Origin of the sequence: Pseudomonas sp. DL, from assembly GCF_047199225.1 — a bacterium.
Lineage (GTDB): Bacteria > Pseudomonadota > Gammaproteobacteria > Pseudomonadales > Pseudomonadaceae > Pseudomonas > Pseudomonas aeruginosa.
Genome location: NZ_CP178323.1, coordinates 4890811 through 4909940, shown reverse-complemented (window position 1 = coordinate 4909940; position 19130 = coordinate 4890811). Strand labels below are relative to the sequence as shown.

Sequence of the window (19130 nt, the reverse complement as noted above, 5' to 3'; positions counted from 1 at the left end):
GCAGGCGACTGCCTTGAAGGACCTTAGGAGCCGTACACAGATGAACGCGAAAGTGAACCGACTGGCGCTGGGGATGGGCGTCATGCTCGCCGCGCTGGCCGGCCAGGCGCAGGCCCAGCCGCCGGCGCCCTCGGAGAACGCCACGATCAACCTGATCCGCCTGTTGGTACAGCAGGGCGTGTTGAAGAAGGAACAGGCCGATGCGCTGGTCAGGCAGGCCGAGGCCGAGGCGTTGCAGGCCCAGCAGGCGCGCCAGGCCGTGGCGCCCGCGGCGGCCGTCGCCGCGGTCCCCGGGGAGGTCCGCGTACCCTATATCCCGCAGGTGGTGCGCGACCAGATCCGCGACGAAGTGAAGGCCGAGGTAATGACCCAGGCCAAGGCGGAGAACTGGGCGCAGCCCAACGCCTTCCCGGACTGGGCCTCGCGCATCAGTTTCGACGGCGACGTGCGCCTGCGCTACGAGTCGCGCTCCTTCGGCAACGGCAACAGCAACCAGATCACCGACTTCGCCGAACTCAACGACGACGGTCCCTATGACGTCAACCCGAATACCAGCTCGGGCCTGCCGCCGCTGCTCAATACCCGCGAGGACCGCGACAGCCTGCTGCGCCTGCGCGCGCGCTTCGGCCTCAAGGCGGCGCTGTCGGAAAGCTGGAGCGCCGGCATCCGCATCGGCACCGGTTCGGACAACAACCCGGTGTCGACCACCCAGACCCTCGGCGGCGGCTTCGGCAAGAAGGACCTCTGGCTCGACCAGGGCTACCTGACCTGGAAGCCCAGCGAGCGCCTGAGCCTGACCGGCGGGCGGATCGCCAATCCGTTCCTGTCCACCGACCTGTTGTATTCCAACGACCTCAACTTCGACGGCGTGGCGGCGATCTTCAACCAGCCGCTGAGCCGCGATGTCTCGCTGTTCGGCACGGTCGGCGCGTTCCCCGTGGAGTACAGCTCGGACACCGCCTCGTCGAACGGTTTCGACAAGGAAGACAGCGACAACAAGTGGATGTACGGCGCGCAACTGGGCGCCACCTGGAAGATCAACCCGCAGCACAGCCTTACCGGCGCGCTGGCCTACTACCGCTTCGACGATATCGAAGGGCGGCGTTCCAGCCCCTGCCGGCCCTGGGCCGGAGATCCGGAGTGCGACACCGACGGCAGCCGACCGACCTTCATGCAGAAGGGCAACACGGTGTTCCTCCTGCGCGACATCGTGCCCAACCCGGCCGACCCGGCGAACACGCCGAACCCGCAGTACGTCGGCCTGGCCTCGGAGTTCAACCTGCTCGACCTGAACCTCGGCTGGGATGCCGAGCTGCCCAACGACTTCAAGCTGCGGGTGGCCGGCAACTACGTGCACAACCTGGGCTACGACGAGGGCGACATGCGCAAGCGCGCCGGCGGTGTGGCGCAGATCGCCAACAACCTCGGCTCCGATGGCGACATCAAGAGCGGGGCGAACGCCTGGATGCTCCAGTTCACCCTGGGTAACGCCCTGGACATGCGCGACGCCGGCGACTGGCAGGTCTTCGCCGCCTACAAGTACATCCAGCCGGATGCCCTGCCGGACGGTTTCAACGATTCCACCTTCCACCTTGGCGGGACCAACGCCAAGGGCTACATCCTCGGCGCCAGCTATGGCTTCGACAAGCGCGTCTACGGTACCGCGCGCTGGCTCAGCTCCGACGAGGTCTACGGCGCACCGTTCTCCATCGACGTCCTGCAACTCGAGGTCAACACGCGCTTCTGAGCGCTCCTCGAGGCAGACCATGAAGAGGCAGACCATGAACACGCGACCTTTCTCATTACCGATCTGGGCCCAGGCGCTGCTCGCCGGGGCCGCCTTCGCCGCCTACGCCAGCCAGGCGGCCTACGCCGACAGCCTGGAGGAACGCCTGCGCACCCAGTTGCGCAGCACCACCCAGCAACTCCAGGCGCTGCAGACCGAACAGGCCCAGGCCACCGCGGCGAAAGCCGCGCTGGAAAGCCAGCGCGATGCGGCGCTGGCCCAGGTCAAGCAACTGAGCGCCGAGCTGGCCCGGGCCAAGGGCCAGGCCGAGCAGCTCTCGGCCCAGCAACAGGGCTTGCACGACCGGGCGCGGCAGATGGTCGAGGCGAGCAACGAGCAACTGGGCAAGTACAAGCAGGCCTACGACGAGTTGCTGGTCATGGCGCGAGCCAAGGAGGCCGAGCGGCAGAAGCTCGACCTGGCGTTCCGCGAGCACGACCAGCAGTTGCAGCAGTGCACCGCGAAGAACCGGGAAATGTATGGCGTGGCCAAGGAGATTCTCGACGCCTACGAGAACGTCAGCGTCGCCGAGGTGATGAAGATCCGCCAACCGTTCGCCAGCGGTGCGCGGGTGAAATTCGAAGAGATGGCGCAGAAGCTCGGCGACGATCTCTACAAGACTCAGGTCGAGAACCGCCAGGCGGCGCTCGCCCAGTGAAATCCGATAGCAAACCAGGAACCCGGACATGAACGACATCACCCTGATCGAACACCTTTCCGTCGACAGCCTGACCGAGGCCTTGCAGGAGGCCGGCTATCGGGTCAACCGCAGCGAGCAGAACGGCGTCGTGCAACTGCTCAGCGCCAGCCAGGGAATCGGCTACGCGGTGCGCTTCGGCAATCCGGCGGCGACGCCGGCGAGCTACCTCGACTTCACCTTCAGCTGCGCCCTGCGCGTGCAGGGCGAATTGCCCGCCGGGCTGACCGAGCGCTGGAATCTCAGCCGGCGCTTCGGCCGCCTGTCGCAGCAGGGCGAGTTCCTGGTGATGGAAATGGACGTGATCGTCGCCGGCGGCGTCAGCCCGGCCAACCTGCGTAGCCATATCGAACTGTGGGATCGCCTGCTGCAGGAGTTCATCGCCTATCTGCGCGACTACAGCCGCCTGGCCGCGGAGCAGCAGGGCATGGCGCAGGATGCCGGTCAACCCGTCGATGGCGAGGCCTGAGCCGATGCGGCCGGCATTTCGTTGCGGCGTCCTGGCGTTCGCGCTTGCCGTTCTCGCCGGCTGTGGCCAGCGCGAGGACGGCGGCGCGGGCCAGGCCCAGGCCGCGCTTGCCAAGCCATCTGCCAGCGCCGCCGCGGAACCCGCGGTGGCCCGCCTCGGCGCCTTGCAGGTGGCGCCGGACGAACTGAAGGCGCTGCTGGCCGAGGTGCCGGCGGAAACCCGCGCGCAGTTGAGCGAGAACCGCGACGCACTGGAACGCTGGATGCGTGCGCGGCTCGCCGAGAAGGCGCTCTACGAACAGGCCAGCGCCCAGGACTGGCAACAGCGTCCGCAGGTGAAGACGTTGATCGATGCGGCGGCGCGGCAGATCGTCCTGCGTACCTACCTGGAGTCGGTGAGCACGGTGCCTGAGGACTACCCCAGCGATGCCGAACTGCAGGCCGCCTACCAGGCGAACAAGGCGCAACTGGCTGTACCGGCGCTGTACCGGGTCAGCCAGATCTTCATCGCCGCCTCTGCGGCCGGCGGGCTTGCCGAAGCGCGCAAGCGCGCCCAGGAACTCTACCGGCAGGCCGCGGACGGCGACTTCGCCGAACTGGCGCGCAAGCATTCCGACGACCCGCAGACCGCCCGCAACGGCGGCGACATCGGTGGGTTGCTGGCGCAGGCGCAACTGCTGCCGGCGATCCGTCCGGCGCTGGAACGGCTGAAGGTCGGCGCGGTGTCCGAGCCGATCCAGGGCGCCAACGGTTTCCACCTGGTCAAGCTGACCGAGCGTCGCGACGCTCGCCTCGCCACCCTCGACGAGGTCCGTGGTCGCCTGCGCGAAAGCCTGCGCGCGCAACGCCAGGAGCAGATTGCCAAGGCCTACCTGGATGGCCTGGTGAACAACGCTACCCTGAGCATCGACGGCGCGTTGCTCGGCAAGACCCTGGCGGAACTGCACTGATGGGCGGCACGCCGGAGGCCAGGCGTGGGCCGCGCGCGAGCCGCTGGCGGCACCTGCGCAGTTGGCTGTTCGGCGAGCCCGAGCGGTTCCGCGACGAACGCCAGCGGCTCTGGGGCGCCTATGCCGCATGGCTCGGCGAGCAGGTCCAGCAGCGCCTGGGCGAAGACGCCGAAACCGCGCCGCGGCTGCTGGCCTTCCTGGAGTCGCGGCGCGCGGCGGGGCAGTTGCCGAATACCGACATCGACCTGCGGGTCTGGCTCGACGAACGCGGCTGGATCGTCCGTCTCGCCTGCCTGCGCAGCGACGCCGAGCCGATCGAGAATGAACTGCGGCGCGCGCTGATGGACCGTTCGTTGCGCCTGCCGCCGCCGGAACACATGCCGCAGCCGATCGAACTGCGGATTCGCCTCATGCCTGGACGCTAGCGAGGAAGCATGGCCCTATCGGAGTCCGCCGGGCAGCGCCCGGCACTGCTCAGGCCCGCGCAGGGACGCGACGACCGTGCCTATTGGCACGAGCTGTTCGGTTCTCTGGAGGTGGTGCATTTCTTCCTGGTCACCGCCCGTTGCGGCTGTTTCATGCAGGCTGCGCGCAGCCTGGACGTCAAGCCGACGCTGCTGCGCAAGACCCTGGCCCGGCTCGAGGAGCGCCTCGGCCTGCATCTGTTCGTGCATGAGGGCAACGCCCTCTCGCTGACCCGCGAGGGCCGCATCGTCCAGGCCGCCGGGCAGCGCCTGGTCGAGGACAGCCAGAGCCACGCCGATCTTCACCGGCAACAGCCGCTGGTGCGCCTGGCGGTGGCCGAAAGCATCCTGCACGATGTGCTCAGTCGCGAGCTGTGGGGCTACCTGCGCAAGAACGCCAACCTGCGCGTAGCCCTCGCCGAGTTGCGCGAGGGCTGGCCGGAAAGCGCAGGGCCGGCGGAGATCGCCATCTGGATCGCCGATCCGGGGCAGCCGCATCCGGCGATGGAAGGCCACTTCGCCGCACCGGCGCGCATCGCCGAGCTGGAGTACCAGCCGCACATCGGCAAGCGCTATTCGCGCGAGCGCACGCGGCCGGCCAGCGAGGACGAGCTGGACGACTACCTGCTGGCGCAGCTCCACGGTCACGCCGCCAGCGCCGCCCTGGCGCCCTGGAACCGGCGGGTGGCGGCTCGCCAGTCGGGAGTGATCGAGGTACAGAGCCACGACCTGCTGCTACAGGCGATCCTCTGGGGCGCCTGCATCGGCCTGCTGCCGCATTACGCCGGACGCCTGGAGCGCAACCTGGCGGCGTTGCCGCAGGTCTTCGACGAGCCGATGCGGCGGGAAGTCTGGATGAGCGTGCAGCCGGAAGCGGAGAACCGCGTGGAGGTGCGTGCCTTGCTCGATCTGATCGAGCACGCCTTCGACGATCGGCGCGACTGGTTCGGACGCTGACCTTGCGGGCTTGACGGCGGTCGCCATAGCCGACACCGTTTCGCCACGGAACGGTTGACGGAAGGTACGCGATGACGGAGCGGCATTGGCAGGGCGAGGTCTGGCTGGCGCGGGACCACGCGCTGTTCGCCGGGGTCAACGGCGATACCCGCGAGCACGCGCACTATGCCCACCAGTTGCTGCTGGCGGAGACGCCGCTGCGAGTGCGCGTCGCTGGCCAGATACTGGAGGCCCGGCGCTTGCTGGTGCCCTCGCTGCAAGCCCATTGCGTCGAAGCGTCGCAGCCGTTGCTGGCGCTGTACGCCGAGCCGCTGGCGTTCGACAGCGACGACCTGCGTCAGCTTCTCGAGGACGCTCCCGGCGAGCCCGAGGCGTTGCTGGGGCGGCTTGCGCGGCTGCCTCGTCGACGGCTCGACCGCCGCGTCGAAAAGGCCCTGGCGGCGCTCGACGAGCAACTCGCGGCGCGGGTCGAGGCGGAAAGACTGGCGCGCAGCGCCAGTCTTTCGCTGAGCCAACTGGAGCGGCTGTTCGCCGTCCAGGTCGGCCTGTCGGTACGCCGCCTGGTGCTCTGGCGCCGCCTGTACCTGGCCTTCGCCCTGGCCTTGCAGGGGCGCAGCCTGACCGAGGCGGCCCATCACGCCGGCTTTGCCGACGCTGCGCACCTGTCGCGCAGCGTACGCAGCCTGCTCGGTATCCGCGCCGGCCTGTCGCTGCCGCACCTACGCCTGGCCGGCTGAACGTCCCAATCCTTCCGGCGGCTGTGGGACGTGCCTGCTGCGTGGCAGGTCGCGGAATGGCGCGAGCAACTGGCCGGCATAGTCGCGGGGATAGTCAGGCTGGTCGCCGATGCCCATGTCGGTGCTGTCCAGGCGGTAGTCGGGACGATGGAGGGCGGTGCCGAGCAGGCGGTCCCAGACGCTGAAGAACAGCGCGAAGTTGACGTCGCCGGCGCGCCCGTAGCGGATGTGGTGCAGGCGATGCAGCGGTGCCCAGGCGAACACATGGCGTAACCCGCCGATGCGCATGTCGACGTTGCTGTGTTGCAGCAGCAACTGGATGCCGATGGCGAAGGCGAGCAGCGCGGCGACCGTCTGCGGCACGCCGAGCAGCAACAGCGGCAGGGTGCCGCCGAGCGCTTCCAGGCCCAGGTGCAGGGGATGCTTCATCAGCCCATTGAAACCGTACAGGCGCTGCACGCTATGGTGCACCGCGTGCAGCCGCCAAAGCAGCGCCGAACGGTGGCTGGCGTAGTGCACCAGGGTGATGCCGAGATCGGCCAGGACGATCGCCAGCAGCAGTTGCAGCCACAGCGGCCAGGCCTGCGGCCATACCGGCCAGAAGCCCAGGACTCCGGCCAGCAGTGGCAGGGCGAGGATGCCAAGTGCGTTCAGGCTTTCGTTGACCGACGCGTGCAGGACATCGCGCAGGCGGTCGGCGTGCGGCCGGTTCCAGCGTGGCTGGTAGGGCAGTCGTCGTTCGGAGAGAGAGGACAGGCCGAGCGCCCCGAGGAACAGGGCGACCAGCCAGGCGTGGGAAGCCTGGCGATAGCCGACCTGCCAGGTCGCCAGGCCGATGAAGCCGGACCAGAAGAGGGGCGCGTAGGCGTAGCGCAGGAAGAACTGCATGGTGGGACCTCCGGATGAATGAGGTCCCCAGCGTCGCTCGCGACAGGCCGGCGGCGCTTGAACGAACCGCGCAAGTTCTCAGTCGCGCAGCACCAGCGGCGCGCCTCCCATGTCCCCGCGACCCGGCCAGGTCTCGCGGGCCAGCCAGGCCCCACCCAGGCAGACCAGGTTGGCCAGCAGCAGGTAGCCCAGCGGCGACAGCGGATTGCCGGTGACGCCGATCAGCCAGGTCACCACGATCTGCGCGGTGCCGCCGAACGCGGCGACGCCGGTCGCATAGACCAGGGAAAAACCGGTGGAGCGCAGCGCCCGGGGGAAGCTTTCTACCAGCAGCACGATCAGCGCCGCGCCGCTCATGCCATGCAGGGCCGAGAGCAGGGCGAGGACTGCGAGGAAGACTGCCGGCTCGGGGTGACGGGTCATTGCCTGCAGTGCCGGGAACAGCACCGCGAGCAGCGCCAGGCGCGGCAGGATCAGCACGGCGCGGCGCCCGTAGCGGTCGCAGAGCACGCCGCCGAGCAACGCCGAGAGCGCCAGTGCGGCGCCGGCGACCAGCGTCGAGAGCATCGCGATGCCCGCCGGCAGGTGCAGCTCGGTAAGGGCGAAGGTGGTCATGTAGTTGAGGAAGTACTGGGTGATGGTGCTTCCGGAGAGGATCAGCAGGCCGAGCAGCAGGGCCCGTCGATGATTGCCGAACAACTCGCCGAGCAGGTTCCGGGTGCTGGCCTGGCGGCCGCGTCCGGAAAAGGTCTCGGCCAGGTTGAGGCGGATGTACAGGCCTATCGGCAGGACCAGCAGGCCGGCCGCGAAGGGAATCCGCCAGCCCCATTCCTGCAGTTGGCGCTCGTCGAGCCAGAGGGTGAGCAGGTAGCCCATCAGCCCGGCGGCGACCGCCGCGATGCCTTGCGCCACGACCTGCCAGCAGGCGTAGGTGCCGCGCTTGTGCGGCGGTGCCGCCTCGAGGATGTAGGTGGTCGCCGGCCCGGCCTCGCCGCCCCAGGCCAGGCCTTGCAGCAGGCGGGTCAGCACCAGCAGCAGCGGCGCAGCCGGGCCGATGCTGTCGTAGCCGGGGAGCACCGCGATGCCGCCGGTGCCCAGCGCCATCAGGAACAGGGTAAGGAGCATCGCCGGCTTGCGCCCGGCGCGGTCGGCGTAGGCGCCGATAAGGATCGCGCCGAGGGGGCGGATGATGAAGCCGACGCCGAACGCGGTGACCGACAGGAGCAGGCTGACGAAGGCGCTGTCGGAGGGGAAGAAAGTCCGTCCGATCATCACCGCGAAGGTGGCATAGACCCCGAAGTCGAAGAACTCCACGGCGTTGCCGAGGACCACGGCAAAGACGCTGCGGCGGCTGGCCGGATCGGCGGCCGCCGGGGGACGGGTGGGGGAGCGCATGGCGAAGGCCCTCTCGGAGTGACGACTGAAACACTCAGGCCTGGAGCCGAGCGACGAGCGGCCGCCGGCTTCAGTCAGCCGGCGGCCGGGGCCAGCCGTGGATCGGACCGCGCCAGCCTTCGTAGGTCTTGCCGATGCGCAACAGCCAGGTATCGGCGAAGCGCGGCGCGACCAGTTGCAGGCCGATCGGCATGCCGGCGGCCGTGAAGCCGCAGTTTATCGAGAGCGCGGGCTGTTCGCCCATATTCCACGGCACGGTGAAGACTATGTGCTCGAACGGCCGCTGCGGATCGTTCAGCGGCGAGGCCCAGTCGGCGGGGAAGGCCTCGACCTGGTTGGTCGGCGTCAGCAGCAGGTCGATCTCGCCGAACAGCCGGGCGGCGCGCCGGCGCATCTCGAAGGTCTGGTTGAAACCGCGCACCGCATCGACCCCGCTGACCCGTGCGCCGCCCTCGGCCCAGGCGTGGACATAGGGCAGCACCCTGGCCCGCCGCGTCTCGTCGAGGAGCAGCAGTTCGCTCCACAGGCGGGCGCGCCAGAAGTCGTTCAGGCCGTCGAGCAGGCTCCGGTCCATCAGCGGTTCGACGATCCTGAGCTGGGCGCCGTGCTCCTCGAACAGCTGCGCTGCGGCCTTGATCGCGGCGCGGATTTCCGCGTCGGGCTGCAGGCCGCAGCCGGGGTCGAGTTGCAGGCCGACCCTCAGGCCGCGCACCGACAGCGGCTCGGCGCTCCAGTCCAGCGCTTCCGGCGGCAGGCTGGTGGCGTCGCGGGCGTCGGGCTGCGCGAGGTAGCGCATCAGCAGCAGGCAGTCGTCCATGCAGCGGGTCATCGGACCGGCGCAGCGACCGGTGTAGTAGGGGTCGATGGGGATCCGCCCGAGGCTTGGCTTGAAGCCCACCAGGCCGCACCAGCCCGCCGGCAGTCGCACCGAGCCGCCGATGTCGGTGCCCAGGTGCAGCGGTCCGTAGCCGGCGGCGGCCGCCGCTGCCGCGCCCGAACTGGAGCCGCCGGTATTGTTGGCCAGGTTCCAGGGATTGCGGGTGACTCCGTGGAAGCTGGAGAGGCCGGATGAGAGCATGCCGAAGTCCGGAACCGTAGTCTTGGCCAGGACGATCGCGCCGGCTTCGCGCAGCCGAGCGGCCGGCGGCGCGTCGCAGGGCGCGGGTTGCAGGGCGGTGGCGGCGCTGCCCAATGGGATAGGTTCGCCAGCGGTGGCGATCAGCTCCTTGATGGTTACCGGCAGCCCGTCCAGCGGGCCTTTGGGCTGTCCCTTGCGCCAGCGCTCGGTGGCCGCCGCGGCCTGTTCGCGAATCCGTTGCGGGTCGAAGCGATACAGCGCGTTGAGATGCGGTTCCCAGCGCTGGATGTGGGCCAGCAGATGCTCGTAGTACTCGCCAGGCGAGAGTTCCCGGCGGGCGAACAGTGCCAGCAGGCGGGTTCCCGGGAGGTCGTGCAGCGCGGTCATTCAAGCTCCCTCGAAGAACGGCCGCGGGCGTCAAGCGGCCGGCCTACCCGTTGTCGGGCGGCGATTCGAAACCAAGGTGTATCGGGGAGGTATAGCCCATGACCGGCGATCATTCCCGCCGGGGAATCAGCCCTTGCGTTGCTCGATGTAGCGCAGGAAGGCTGTCATGTCGGTACTGCACAGGGTCCGGGCGACCTGCTTCACCTCGTCCACCGGCCAGTCCCACCAGGCCGAAGCCAGCAGGGCTTCGCGGATGTCTTCCTCGAAGCGCCAGCGGATCTGCCGGGCCGGGTTGCCGCCGACGATGGCGAACGGTGGCACGTCGCGGGTCACCACCGCGCCGGCGGCGACTACCGCACCATGCCCGATGGTGACCCCGGAGAGGATCAGCGCGTTCGTGCAGATCCAACAGTCGCTACCGATGACCACGTCGCCGCGGGTCGTGGTGCTGTCAGGGATGTCGGCGACCTCATCGATCATCTTCGGGAAGGGGTAGGTGGTGAGCCAGTCGGTATGGTGCTCGCCGCCGAGGAGGATCTTCACGCCGGCAGCGATCGAGGTGTAGGCGCCGATCCTTAGGGTGGCCTTGTCGCCGAACTCGGTGACCTCCGGGATCCCGTAGGTGCCCACGCCGACCTCGTAATGTGGGTAGGCAAGACGGATCTTCTCCGGGGCCTTGAAGATCTTTTCCCAGCCACGGAAGTACTTCCGCTCTTTGCGTTTTTTCAGTTTTTCCAGGAATTTCATCGAATTACCTTGCCACCTTGGAGTCCACGGGGCTCAGGTGGTCTCGTGATGGAGAAGGAAGCGCTTCAACCGGCGGAAGGTGGTGCGGTTCCACTGCCGCAGCGGCAGCGAGCGGAGCAGTTGCCAGGCATGCCGCTTGTCCGCGACCACGGCGTACTTCAGGGCCTTGTTGACCAGCTCCGTGCGGCCGCGCTCGTAGGCGGGATGCGACTGGTAGGGCGCGATGGTGCGCAGGTCGGCATCGAGCAGCACCTTGTAGCGCCGCGACAGGTTGTCGGGGTGGCGCCGGTAGCGGGTGACCAGCACCGGCAGCTTGTGGATCTGGTAGCCCTGGCTGGCGATGCGCAGGGTCATCTGGAAGTCCTGCACCTTGATCTCGGGATCGTAGAAGCCGGCGGCGCGCAGGGCCTCCATGCGGTACAGGGACACCGGGGCGCCGCAGACATAGGCGTTGCCGAGCAGGTAGTCGAAGTCCAGCTGGCGGATGCGGTTGCCGTTCTGCCGCTTGGTTTCCTGGCCTTCGCTGTCGATGTAGATCACCAGGGCGCCGACGCAGCCGACTTCCGGGTGCTGGTCGAGGTACGCGGCGCGCACGCTCAACGAGTGCGGCAGCATGATGTCGTCCAGGTCCGGCGTGGCTACGTAGTCGCCGCGGGCGTGTTGCAGACCGAAGTTCAGCGCTGCGCTGACGCCCTGGTTCTGCTGGCGGTAGAGCTGGAAACCGTGGACTTTCTGCAACTGCTCCAGCATGGCGTAGCTGTTGTCGGTGGAACCGTCGTCGACGATGATCACTTCGAAATTCGGGTAGTCCTGCTCGTAGATGCTGCGCAGGGCTTCTTCCAGGTACTTTTCCGCGTTGAAGCAGGGCGCTACGACGGATACCAGCGGGGCGTCCGTCGTGCCTGAGTGCTTGCTGGAAGTGGCTTCTTCAATCATGTGTCGTTCTTGTCACTCGTCTTGCCCGGTAGCCGTTCCAGGGGGCCGTCGGTCATGAAGTCCTGCGATCGTTCCGGCGATCGGTGCTCGGCGCGGGCTGTCGGAAACACAGCGTTTCGCTCCGCCGGTACGGTCGCTGGAGTGGCTCTGGCACGCATGCCTGGATGGCCAGGCATCGCGACAGTATACCGTCGGAAGCATAGAGGGTAGGCCATCGGGCCCGAGAAAAATCCTCGACCTCCTTCGTCCAACCGTCAGGCCGTGGCCTGGCGCTGTTTCCAGTGCCGGTACAAGGCGGGGATATCCCCGGCACACAGCAGTGGCATGGCTGCCTCGATATCGGCCAGTGGCCAGTCCCACCAGGCCATTTCCAGCAGGTTCTGGATATCGCCATCGGAAAAGCGCTTACGAATGGTCCGGGCCGGGTTACCGCCGACGATGGCATAGGGCTCGACATCGCCGGTCACCAGCGCGCGGCTGCCGATGATGGCTCCGTGGCCGACCCGTACGCCTGGCATGAACATCGCCTCGGTACCGATCCAGACGTCATGGCCGATCAGCGTGTCGCCGGCTGGCTGATAGCCGTTCACGGCGCCGGCGAAGACAGGCTCTTCGTGCATGAAGTGGAAGGGGAAGGTCGACGCCCATTCGGCGCGGTGTCCCTGGTTGCCGGCCATGATGAAGGCGGCGCCACTGCCGATCGAGCAGAAACTGCCGATGACCAGCTTGTCCACGTCGTCGCGGTCCGGCATCAGGTAGCGGGCGCAGTCGTCGAAGGAATGCCCGTGATAGTAGCCGGAGTAGTAGCTGTAGCGCCCCACCCGTATGTTCGGGTTGCTGACCTGTTCCGAGAGCAGCTTGCCCCTGAAGGGGCTCTCGAAATAGTTGCCCATGACCGTCGTCCCTGTCCGTCGAAACCGCCAAGGGTAGCGCCTGGTGGGATAGCGGGCCAGCCTGGCGTGACGGCTGGCAGCCGCGTCGGCGTTCAGCAGGCCGGACTGCTGAACGGCCAGGCCTGGAAAGGCTCCGAATAGTGCCTGCCGTGACGGAAGGCGAAGGGGAGTGCGTTGGCTTGTTGGTGCAGTTCCTCATTGTCGACGTTGAGGCAAAGCATCTGGATGTCCTGTGCCACCAACAGCCGGTTCAGGTACTCGATGCTCTTGCGCTGGCGCAGGTTACGCGTCAGCGGGCCGGGGGCAAGCAGGCGCGCGTCCAGGCCCAGGTAATCGCAGAGGCCGGCGTCGACTTCGGCGAAGCACTGGCGAGCGTCGGTATCGATGCGTTGCGGGTGCAGCGCGATGCGCACGCCGCTGTCGCGTAGCCGGGCGAGGGACGCCAGGTACTCCGCCGAGGCGGGTTCCTGCTCGTCGATGGCCAGCAGCAGGCAGAGTTCGACCTGGTGCTGCTGCAATTGCCTGGCCGAGGCCAGGATCCGCTCGCAGACCCCGGCGTTGCCCAGGCTGCTGGCATGCAGGGGAATGAAGTTCTTGCCGAGCAGTTCGAGGTCGGTGTTGTGCCGGTGCACGCACAGGAGGCGTGCCAGCAGGTGCTTGACCGCCGCCTCGGCAAGCAGCGGCGGTGCGCCGGAAAGGAAGGCCGACAGGTCGACGCGCTGGCGCCGTTCGCGCAGGGAGAGCTTGCTGCCGACCAACGCGCCGTTCCTCGCATAGATGCCATGGGCGAAGAGCTCGAATCCGTCGTTCGCATCACGGTTGCCGAGGCAGAGCCATTTCAATGGCGGGGGCGTTCTGTCTGTCGCAGTCATAAGTGATGGCTCTATGGGCAAATCTCGCCAAGGCGCTCGGGCATGGAGCCCGCACGCAGGGTTGAGGGGTATCTAGCGGAGACGACCCTACCTCCCACGAATCAAGGTCTTTCGTCGGAAAACCCAGGGGGCAGGTAGGGGATCGGCTCGGTAATCGGCCGCCGAGGGTACTTCCGGTGTCGCCGCCAGGCCTGGTTGGTGGCGGCTTTTTCTCTGGTCTGTGCAGTGGTTCCGCTGTTACCGATTTTTCCGAGTGCGTTTGTGTTGCGGCATCGATCATTGGCGTCAGTCGGCGCCGATGCTGTCGATGAAGCCCTGGATCAGCGGCGAGGCTTGCTGTTTGCGCCAGACGAAATGGATATCGCTGGAGTCCAGGCCGGCTACCGGTTCGGCATGGAAACCCCGTCGCGCGGAGGGCATGCGTGCAACGAAGCTCTCCGGCACGCAGGCGAAGCCGAGACCGGCCTCGATGCAGGCGAAGAGGCTCGGGTAGGACTCGATTTCCAGGGTTGCACGCGGCTGGATACCGCTTTCCGCCAGCCAGCGGTCGACCTGGCGGCGGTAGTGGCAAGTGTGGCCGAACACATAGAGTTCGAGGCTGGCGAGGTCCTCGGGAGTGGGTGCCGGCAGGTCGGCGGGAGTGACCCGCAACAGGCGCTCGCGGAAGGCCAGGCGGCTGGCCAGCAACGGGTGTTCGATGGGGCCGTCGGTGACGATCAGGTCCAGCTCTCCCTCCATCAGCAGGCGCTCGAGCAGCAGCGAATGCTCCGGGCGGATGTGCAGTTCAACGCCCGGCGACTCGCGGCGGTAGCGGGCCAGGCGCTGGGGCAGATGATTGGCCAGGGCCACGTCCAGTGCGCCGACCCGTAGCGCGCCGTGCGCCTGGTCGCCGGCGAACAGCGCAGCGGTCTCGTCGGCCAGCGCCAGCAGGCGCGTGGCGTGGCGGTACAGCAGGCGGCCCTCGGGGGTGACCAGCAGGCGATTCCTTTCGCGATTGAACAGGGCTACGCCGAGTTGTCCTTCGAGTTCGCGCAAGCGGGTAGTGATGTTCGACGGCACGCAATGCAACTGTTCGGCCGCGGCTGCGATGGTGCCGCGTTCGACCACCGCGCAGAAGAATCCGAGTTGGGAGAGTTTCACATCATTCTCTTTAAGTGAGTACTTTGCTGATTATTGATTACTTTTAATGAGTGAAAGGCCACCCTAGCATGGACCTCGCGATCGCTTCCAACCCCATTTCACGAGGAAAGATTCCATGACCTACCACGTACTGGTTCAGTTCGACGTTCCCTCCGACAAGCGCGAAGCGTTCGCCGCGGCAGGCCTGTTCGATGCCAATGGCTCGTTGCAGAATGAACCGGGCACCCTGCGCTTCGAGGTGATCCGCGACGAGAACAACCGCAACCGCTTCTACCTCGACGAGGTGTACGAAGACGAGGCGGCGTTCCTCCAGCATTGCCGCAACGAAACCATCGCGCGCTTCTATGAACTGATCGACAGCTATGCCTTCGGTCCGCTTTTCCTGTTCAAGGGCTACCGCGTCGAGGGTTGATTCCCGCTCCGGCGGCTCGCCGCCGGATTCCACGGAGAATTTCCATGCGAATCCTGCACAGCATGCTCCGCGTGGCCGATCTCGAGGCCGCGCTGGAGTTCTACACCCGCGCCCTGGACATGCGCCTGCTGCGGCGCCGGGACTATCCCGAAGGCCGCTTCACCCTGGCCTTCGTCGGCTACCAGGACGAGTGCGCGGCCGCTGCCCTGGAGTTGACCCACAACTGGGACCGGGACGGCTACACCCAGGGCGACGGCTACGGCCACCTGGCCATCGAAGTCGGGGATGCCGCCGTCACCTGCGCCCGGGCCAGGGCGCTGGGCTATCGGGTCACCCACGAGGCCGGGCCGATGCAGCACGGACGCAGCGTGATCGCCTTCCTCGAAGACCCGGACGGCTACAAGGTGGAACTGATCCAGAAGGGTACCCAGTTCGATTGAGCCCGCGACCAGGGGGCGACATAGCGGCTGCTGTCGTTCCGGCTCAGTCGCTGGCGTCGAATGCGGCGTGGAAGGCCACTATTCCTCGCGCCATGCGCCCACTGAAGGACTGTGCCTGGAAGTATTCGGCGGGAACGCCGGGCAACGCCAGGCCGCTTTCCACCCGAAAGCCGAAGCGCGAGTAGTAGGTCGGTTCGCCCAGTACCACGCAGCCACCCGCGGGCAGCAGTCGCAACTCGGTGAGCAGGCGCCGGACCAACTGCGAACCGAGACCCTGGCGCTGTCGCCCGGGCGCCACCGATAGCGGCGCGAGGCCGTACCAGCCGCCCGCTTCGCCATCGATGGTCACTGGTGAGGCAGCGATATGGCCGATCACCTGGCCGTTCGCTTCGGCCACCAGCGAAAACGTCAGCGCGCCGGCACGGCGCAGGGCATCGACGATGTACTGCTCGGTATGGCTGCTATGCGTTTCGTTGCGGAACGCGGCTTCGGTCAGGCGGGCGATGGCGTCGATGTCGCCGGGCGTCTCCGCACGGATGGAAATATTCATGCAAGCACTCCTCGGAACCCCCGCCTTGTCCCGGCGGGGGCAATGGAAAAGGAAGGGGGTCAGCGATTGTCCGCCTGCGGGCGCACGGCTTTCAGCCCGGCCATGGATATCCGGTAGGGCCTGCCCTGGCGGGAGTGGACCAGGCCCTTGTTCTTCAGCCTGGAGAACACCGCCAGGGTGCAGTCGAGCAGCAGGTGGCCGTCGCGGTTGTAGCACTCGACGCGGGTGATCTTGCCCGAAGCGTCGCGAAGGAAGGCGATATGGCCGCCCTGGGCCAAGGCGTGAAGCGTCCGTTGTTCCGGCTTGGAAACGTTCATGTCGGTAGAACCTGTAATCATCGGTGTGACAACGCGGCCGCACGGCGCGAAAAGGCGCGTGCGAGCCATGGCGAAGGCAGATAACCGGCGACACCTCGTGCGGGATGACGAAGTGGCGGTTATCGGATGATTACTATCTCCAACATACAAGCCTCGGATCGGGGAGGGCGCAGCCACGAAAGCGTGCTGCGATGCGGCAGTCTAACGAAGCTGGCGAAGCGACGGCAAGGAACTGCCTGCGTCGCCATGCCGCTGTGCGACGCTTGCGCCTTTGTGAGGGAGTTCGCCTCGCCCCGCGGCGGTCCGCGCTTTCATTATCGGGGGAGGCGGGAGGTATCCATGTTTCGCACGGCGCTGATGCTGTTCATGTCTTCGTTGGCAATTCCTGCCCTCGCCTCGATGAGATGCGGCACGCACCTGGTGGACGAGGGCGACAGCGTCGAGCAAGTCCTGGAAAGGTGCGGGCAACCGCTGAGCAGGATCGTCAACGAGCCTGCCCTGCGCAACAACGGCGTGCCCAAGTTGAATGCCGCACGCACCGAATTCTGGGTGTATGGCCCCAGTGGAGGCGTCTACCGACACTTGCGCTTCATCGATGGCAAGCTGGTCGAGATTCGGCTCGAGCGGAAGTGATACGAGGCTGTTGAGGAGTTATTCCTACAGATAATTACTAATTTGCTGCGGAACACCGTGAAAGAGCGCTGAGAGAGAAGACGAGCCGGGTGCGGGCCCAGGTGGATGCGTCTTCCGTCGTGTAGGAATTGCCCGATATCGGGCGGCGGGGCGGAAGGTTGCGGGCCACCCTGATCGCATACCTGAAAAGTTGGCGGCGTAATCTCCGCGATTTTCAGGCGAGGACGCGTCGTGTTGAAGTTATTGGTCGTGGTTGCTTCCCTTTTCATCTGTGGAGGCATGGCCATGGGAGAGCCAGGGGGGGCGGATGGGTTTTCCGCTGTCGCAGCGGTCGATCCGGGAGCGAACCCCGAAGCGCAACTGGACGAGGAGCCTCAGGAGGTCAGCGAAGCGCCGGCCTATCGCGTGGATGACCTCACCTTCCTGTACCTCACCCATGAGGTCTATCTGGAACCCTACGTTTCCTGCCGTCCGAAAGTCCTGGGCGAACGTTCGTACGTCGCCTGCTGGAACGAAACCTATTCCGGCCGCTCCCCGCTGAATTTCTGGGAATACGACGGGGGCGACTTCCTCGCCCTCAACGACCCGGCACGTGTGTTGGCCGAGGGAAAGTTCGCCAGCGAGCAGCGCATCGGCGAAGCGCCCCTGCCGCTGCCCTTGGATATCGATCTGGACCAGTTGGAGCGGGCCTACTCGCTGATGATGTAAAGGAGAGGAACCTTCCGGCTGCGTCTCCGCCGAAATCCATGGGGGCGCTTCCGATCTTTCCCGGGCTTTACGCGGTAAAGCCTGAAAACAGAAAGCCCCTGGCACTGGTTGGTGTCAGGGGCTTTTGCATTGGGATCTGGAGCGGGCGAAGGGAATCGAACCCTTTAGAACAGCGCTTTAATGCGTTGCTATGCGTGTCAATTATACTGCTTCCGTCGCTTCGGAGACTCGTTCCGTATCTTTACGTGTCATTGATTTCGACACATTTTCGACACTAGGCCCGAAGTTCCACAGTCGTAGCAGTCTTCACATTAATCCTGAGATGTGGGCTTGCTGGACTTCTTTTCCAAGCTACACAACATAACAATGGCGGAAGCGGTCATGTGCAAGACGTAGGCAGCAACCTCAGGCTCTACTTCTGAAACCTCCGAACCTTGCCCGTGCCCACCTTCCTTATTGCGGATAGTTGGGACACTGCTCTCCAGCAATGTAGACAGAGCGTTCAGATGATTTTGATGATATGACGGAAGGAACTTATTGGCCAGCAGTGCCGCCAAAAGTCTCTTCGCAGGAGATGTCTTGTCATACTCCCATCCTCGTAACTCCAAAACCACTTTGATAGTGCTTTCAAATGCCTTTAGTGCATCATTGAGAGCTTCTTTTATGTTGCCATGTCTGTAATGTTCGTATGCACTAAAGAACTCATCCCTGGGCCCAGCATACTCAACTTGGTTTAGGAAGTTTATGGCGGGCTTGACTATTTCATTATGAAGAAGCTCGGAGTCAATCCTCAGCACCTTTCCACTGCTTATTTCGTATCCCTTGCCGTGCTCTTTAAATCTGGAATTTATCTCTGAGACACACTCGTCGAGGTAGGCGCTGGGATCCCCCTTGGAGTAGCCATAGACATATGCTCTGCCCCTGTAGCTTTCGGCGACTAAGAAGCTGAGTTCAACGGCATCGAGAACTCGATCTATATCCTGCTCGCAAGATATAAAATTAAGCAATTCTTGCGGCGCCTTTGTCCGAGGATGGAGGTCACTTACAAGCCTGTAGACTCCATACTCCCGTCGAAGTACTTCGCAAATGGATTCGTAGTTTATTTCTTTTTCGTTTTGATCTTGAATGCCGAGCGCATCACTAATCACGTAACATATTTGAGTGCGAAGACTTGAAGTAAAGTTGTCGTAGGTGTAAACGTCAGGCAGCAGGCCGAGCTCACGCTTCCTACGCTTTGAATACAAATCGATTACTGGCATATGCCCTCCCTGGATCTGGAGGTGGGTATCATAGCTAATCATGGGCCTTTTGACATCAAAACAGCCGACGATGTGCTCAGTTTTAGCCGATCCGCGATGTCCTTTCGAGATGGATCGTTGCGAAGGGCATCCCCCGACGCTTCAGCTTAGCAAGCTGCGAAAGCGGACCACACGGAAACTCTGCTTTAGGTAATTAGAGCGAAGAGCTGCTTTGGTCCGGCAAATTCCGTTCAAAGAGGTGCTGCAGCTGGAACTCAATGCCCGTGATCACCAGGGCATTGGTTGCCATGCCGTGAATCTGTACGTTGTGGAGCGTTGGCAGTATCGATTCGCCGGGGCTGGTTTTGGGGATTTCGGCGATGTGGGTAGGGCGGTTGAGTGGTGAGGTTGAGGGCATCCTGATCCACACGTCTCCC

At 65.4% G+C, this 19130-nt stretch carries 22 protein-coding genes; 11 read left to right on the top strand and 11 right to left on the bottom strand.

The genetic code is table 11. The features are described 5' to 3' along the window. Positions 1-40: 40 nt before the first annotated feature. The 7 genes from ACI766_RS23030 to ACI766_RS23000 all read left to right on the top strand — a co-directional run bounded on the left by ACI766_RS23030 (position 41) and on the right by ACI766_RS23000 (position 6059). Positions 41-1747: a putative porin gene (locus ACI766_RS23030; RefSeq protein WP_003110840.1), complete on the top strand. Its 1707-nt coding sequence runs from the start codon at positions 41-43 to the stop codon at positions 1745-1747. Between the two features lie 34 nt (positions 1748-1781). After that, complete coding sequence (locus ACI766_RS23025) at positions 1782-2444, top strand: hypothetical protein (RefSeq protein WP_015648138.1); 663 nt, start codon at positions 1782-1784, stop codon at positions 2442-2444. 28 nt (positions 2445-2472) lie between these two features. Next, positions 2473-2952, top strand: a complete 480-nt coding sequence (locus ACI766_RS23020; protein WP_003098446.1) for a YbjN domain-containing protein — start codon at positions 2473-2475, stop codon at positions 2950-2952. Positions 2953-2956: 4 nt separating this feature from the next. Next, entirely contained in the window at positions 2957-3901 is a 945-nt protein-coding gene (locus ACI766_RS23015) for a peptidylprolyl isomerase (protein WP_003120806.1), read from the top strand. Continuing rightward, positions 3901-4326, top strand: coding sequence for a hypothetical protein (locus tag ACI766_RS23010; RefSeq protein WP_003455027.1), 426 nt, complete (start codon positions 3901-3903; stop codon positions 4324-4326). The genes ACI766_RS23015 and ACI766_RS23010 overlap by 1 nt, the downstream gene beginning before the upstream one ends. Before the next feature lie 9 nt (positions 4327-4335). Next, entirely contained in the window at positions 4336-5322 is a 987-nt protein-coding gene (locus tag ACI766_RS23005; protein ID WP_087823987.1) for a LysR family transcriptional regulator, read from the top strand. 71 nt (positions 5323-5393) lie between these two features. Continuing rightward, positions 5394-6059 carry a helix-turn-helix transcriptional regulator gene (locus ACI766_RS23000; RefSeq protein ID WP_003163355.1) on the top strand — a complete coding sequence of 222 codons (666 nt, stop codon included), beginning with the start codon at positions 5394-5396 and terminating at the stop codon, positions 6057-6059. On the opposite strand, the gene ACI766_RS22995 is transcribed toward ACI766_RS23000, so the two are convergent. The 8 genes from ACI766_RS22995 to ACI766_RS22960 form a co-directional block, all read right to left on the bottom strand. After that, positions 6042-6947, bottom strand: a complete 906-nt coding sequence (locus ACI766_RS22995; RefSeq protein ID WP_003163354.1) for a sterol desaturase family protein — start codon at positions 6945-6947, stop codon at positions 6042-6044. The two genes, ACI766_RS23000 and ACI766_RS22995, sit on opposite strands and share 18 nt — an antisense overlap. A gap of 78 nt (positions 6948-7025) precedes the next feature. Continuing rightward, on the bottom strand, positions 7026-8342 hold the full coding sequence (locus ACI766_RS22990) for an MFS transporter (RefSeq protein WP_023086604.1): 1317 nt from the start codon (positions 8340-8342) through the stop codon (positions 7026-7028). A 70-nt stretch (positions 8343-8412) separates the two neighbouring features. Further along, entirely contained in the window at positions 8413-9807 is a 1395-nt protein-coding gene (locus ACI766_RS22985) for an amidase (protein WP_023086603.1), read from the bottom strand. Positions 9808-9933: 126 nt separating this feature from the next. Next, entirely contained in the window at positions 9934-10554 is a 621-nt protein-coding gene (locus ACI766_RS22980) for a CatB-related O-acetyltransferase (protein WP_003116522.1), read from the bottom strand. Positions 10555-10587: 33 nt separating this feature from the next. After that, positions 10588-11490 (bottom strand): alpha-1,6-rhamnosyltransferase, encoded by a 903-nt coding sequence (migA, locus tag ACI766_RS22975; protein ID WP_003098436.1) that lies wholly within the window; start codon positions 11488-11490, stop codon positions 10588-10590. Between the two features lie 254 nt (positions 11491-11744). Further along, entirely contained in the window at positions 11745-12383 is a 639-nt protein-coding gene (gene catB, locus ACI766_RS22970; RefSeq protein WP_023086602.1) for a type B chloramphenicol O-acetyltransferase, read from the bottom strand. Between the two features lie 92 nt (positions 12384-12475). Beyond that, a complete protein-coding gene (toxR, locus tag ACI766_RS22965) occupies positions 12476-13255 on the bottom strand; it encodes a toxA transcriptional regulator ToxR (protein WP_003120800.1) in 780 nt (259 codons plus the stop codon). Between the two features lie 285 nt (positions 13256-13540). Further along, entirely contained in the window at positions 13541-14395 is an 855-nt protein-coding gene (locus tag ACI766_RS22960; RefSeq protein WP_003098432.1) for a LysR family transcriptional regulator, read from the bottom strand. A 115-nt stretch (positions 14396-14510) separates the two neighbouring features. On the opposite strand from ACI766_RS22960, the gene ACI766_RS22955 reads away from it, so the two are divergent. Continuing rightward, entirely contained in the window at positions 14511-14807 is a 297-nt protein-coding gene (locus ACI766_RS22955; RefSeq protein ID WP_003085421.1) for a putative quinol monooxygenase, read from the top strand. A 44-nt stretch (positions 14808-14851) separates the two neighbouring features. Beyond that, positions 14852-15247 (top strand): lactoylglutathione lyase, encoded by a 396-nt coding sequence (gene gloA, locus ACI766_RS22950; RefSeq protein ID WP_023086601.1) that lies wholly within the window; start codon positions 14852-14854, stop codon positions 15245-15247. A 43-nt stretch (positions 15248-15290) separates the two neighbouring features. On the opposite strand, the gene ACI766_RS22945 is transcribed toward gloA, so the two are convergent. Further along, a complete protein-coding gene (locus tag ACI766_RS22945; RefSeq protein WP_023086600.1) occupies positions 15291-15797 on the bottom strand; it encodes a GNAT family N-acetyltransferase in 507 nt (168 codons plus the stop codon). Positions 15798-15856: 59 nt separating this feature from the next. Further along, positions 15857-16114: a YjhX family toxin gene (locus ACI766_RS22940; protein WP_003085431.1), complete on the bottom strand. Its 258-nt coding sequence runs from the start codon at positions 16112-16114 to the stop codon at positions 15857-15859. 339 nt (positions 16115-16453) lie between these two features. Here ACI766_RS22940 and ACI766_RS22935 point away from each other — a divergent pair, with 339 nt between their 5' ends. Together ACI766_RS22935 and ACI766_RS22930 are read left to right on the top strand one after the other, a co-directional pair. After that, positions 16454-16747 carry a DUF2845 domain-containing protein gene (locus ACI766_RS22935; RefSeq protein ID WP_020750424.1) on the top strand — a complete coding sequence of 98 codons (294 nt, stop codon included), beginning with the start codon at positions 16454-16456 and terminating at the stop codon, positions 16745-16747. A 231-nt stretch (positions 16748-16978) separates the two neighbouring features. Beyond that, the gene (locus ACI766_RS22930; protein ID WP_025324727.1) at positions 16979-17455 is read left to right on the top strand and encodes a hypothetical protein; all 477 of its coding nucleotides are present in this window, start codon (positions 16979-16981) and stop codon (positions 17453-17455) included. Positions 17456-17766: 311 nt separating this feature from the next. Here ACI766_RS22930 and ACI766_RS22925 read toward each other — a convergent pair whose 3' ends face one another. Beyond that, entirely contained in the window at positions 17767-18756 is a 990-nt protein-coding gene (locus tag ACI766_RS22925; RefSeq protein WP_412828471.1) for an STM4504/CBY_0614 family protein, read from the bottom strand. Positions 18757-19130 lie beyond the last annotated feature (374 nt).

Excerpts from the sequence above, each read along its gene's own strand:
- toxR (WP_003120800.1), bottom strand. The coding sequence starts at position 13,255 with ATGACTGCGACAGACAGAACGCCCCCGCCATTGAAATGGCTCTGCCTC.
- ACI766_RS23030 (WP_003110840.1), top strand. The coding sequence starts at position 41 with ATGAACGCGAAAGTGAACCGACTGGCGCTGGGGATGGGCGTCATGCTC.
- ACI766_RS22925 (WP_412828471.1), bottom strand. The coding sequence starts at position 18,756 with ATGATTAGCTATGATACCCACCTCCAGATCCAGGGAGGGCATATGCCA.
- ACI766_RS22980 (WP_003116522.1), bottom strand. The coding sequence starts at position 10,554 with ATGAAATTCCTGGAAAAACTGAAAAAACGCAAAGAGCGGAAGTACTTC.
- gloA (WP_023086601.1), top strand. The coding sequence starts at position 14,852 with ATGCGAATCCTGCACAGCATGCTCCGCGTGGCCGATCTCGAGGCCGCG.
- catB (WP_023086602.1), bottom strand. The coding sequence starts at position 12,383 with ATGGGCAACTATTTCGAGAGCCCCTTCAGGGGCAAGCTGCTCTCGGAA.
- ACI766_RS22940 (WP_003085431.1), bottom strand. The coding sequence starts at position 16,114 with ATGAACGTTTCCAAGCCGGAACAACGGACGCTTCACGCCTTGGCCCAG.
- ACI766_RS22945 (WP_023086600.1), bottom strand. The coding sequence starts at position 15,797 with ATGAATATTTCCATCCGTGCGGAGACGCCCGGCGACATCGACGCCATC.
- ACI766_RS23025 (WP_015648138.1), top strand. The coding sequence starts at position 1,782 with ATGAACACGCGACCTTTCTCATTACCGATCTGGGCCCAGGCGCTGCTC.
- ACI766_RS23000 (WP_003163355.1), top strand. The coding sequence starts at position 5,394 with ATGACGGAGCGGCATTGGCAGGGCGAGGTCTGGCTGGCGCGGGACCAC.
- migA (WP_003098436.1), bottom strand. The coding sequence starts at position 11,490 with ATGATTGAAGAAGCCACTTCCAGCAAGCACTCAGGCACGACGGACGCC.
- ACI766_RS22990 (WP_023086604.1), bottom strand. The coding sequence starts at position 8,342 with ATGCGCTCCCCCACCCGTCCCCCGGCGGCCGCCGATCCGGCCAGCCGC.
- ACI766_RS22985 (WP_023086603.1), bottom strand. The coding sequence starts at position 9,807 with ATGACCGCGCTGCACGACCTCCCGGGAACCCGCCTGCTGGCACTGTTC.
- ACI766_RS23020 (WP_003098446.1), top strand. The coding sequence starts at position 2,473 with ATGAACGACATCACCCTGATCGAACACCTTTCCGTCGACAGCCTGACC.
- ACI766_RS23015 (WP_003120806.1), top strand. The coding sequence starts at position 2,957 with ATGCGGCCGGCATTTCGTTGCGGCGTCCTGGCGTTCGCGCTTGCCGTT.
- ACI766_RS23005 (WP_087823987.1), top strand. The coding sequence starts at position 4,336 with ATGGCCCTATCGGAGTCCGCCGGGCAGCGCCCGGCACTGCTCAGGCCC.
- ACI766_RS23010 (WP_003455027.1), top strand. The coding sequence starts at position 3,901 with ATGGGCGGCACGCCGGAGGCCAGGCGTGGGCCGCGCGCGAGCCGCTGG.
- ACI766_RS22955 (WP_003085421.1), top strand. The coding sequence starts at position 14,511 with ATGACCTACCACGTACTGGTTCAGTTCGACGTTCCCTCCGACAAGCGC.
- ACI766_RS22995 (WP_003163354.1), bottom strand. The coding sequence starts at position 6,947 with ATGCAGTTCTTCCTGCGCTACGCCTACGCGCCCCTCTTCTGGTCCGGC.
- ACI766_RS22935 (WP_020750424.1), top strand. The coding sequence starts at position 16,454 with ATGTTTCGCACGGCGCTGATGCTGTTCATGTCTTCGTTGGCAATTCCT.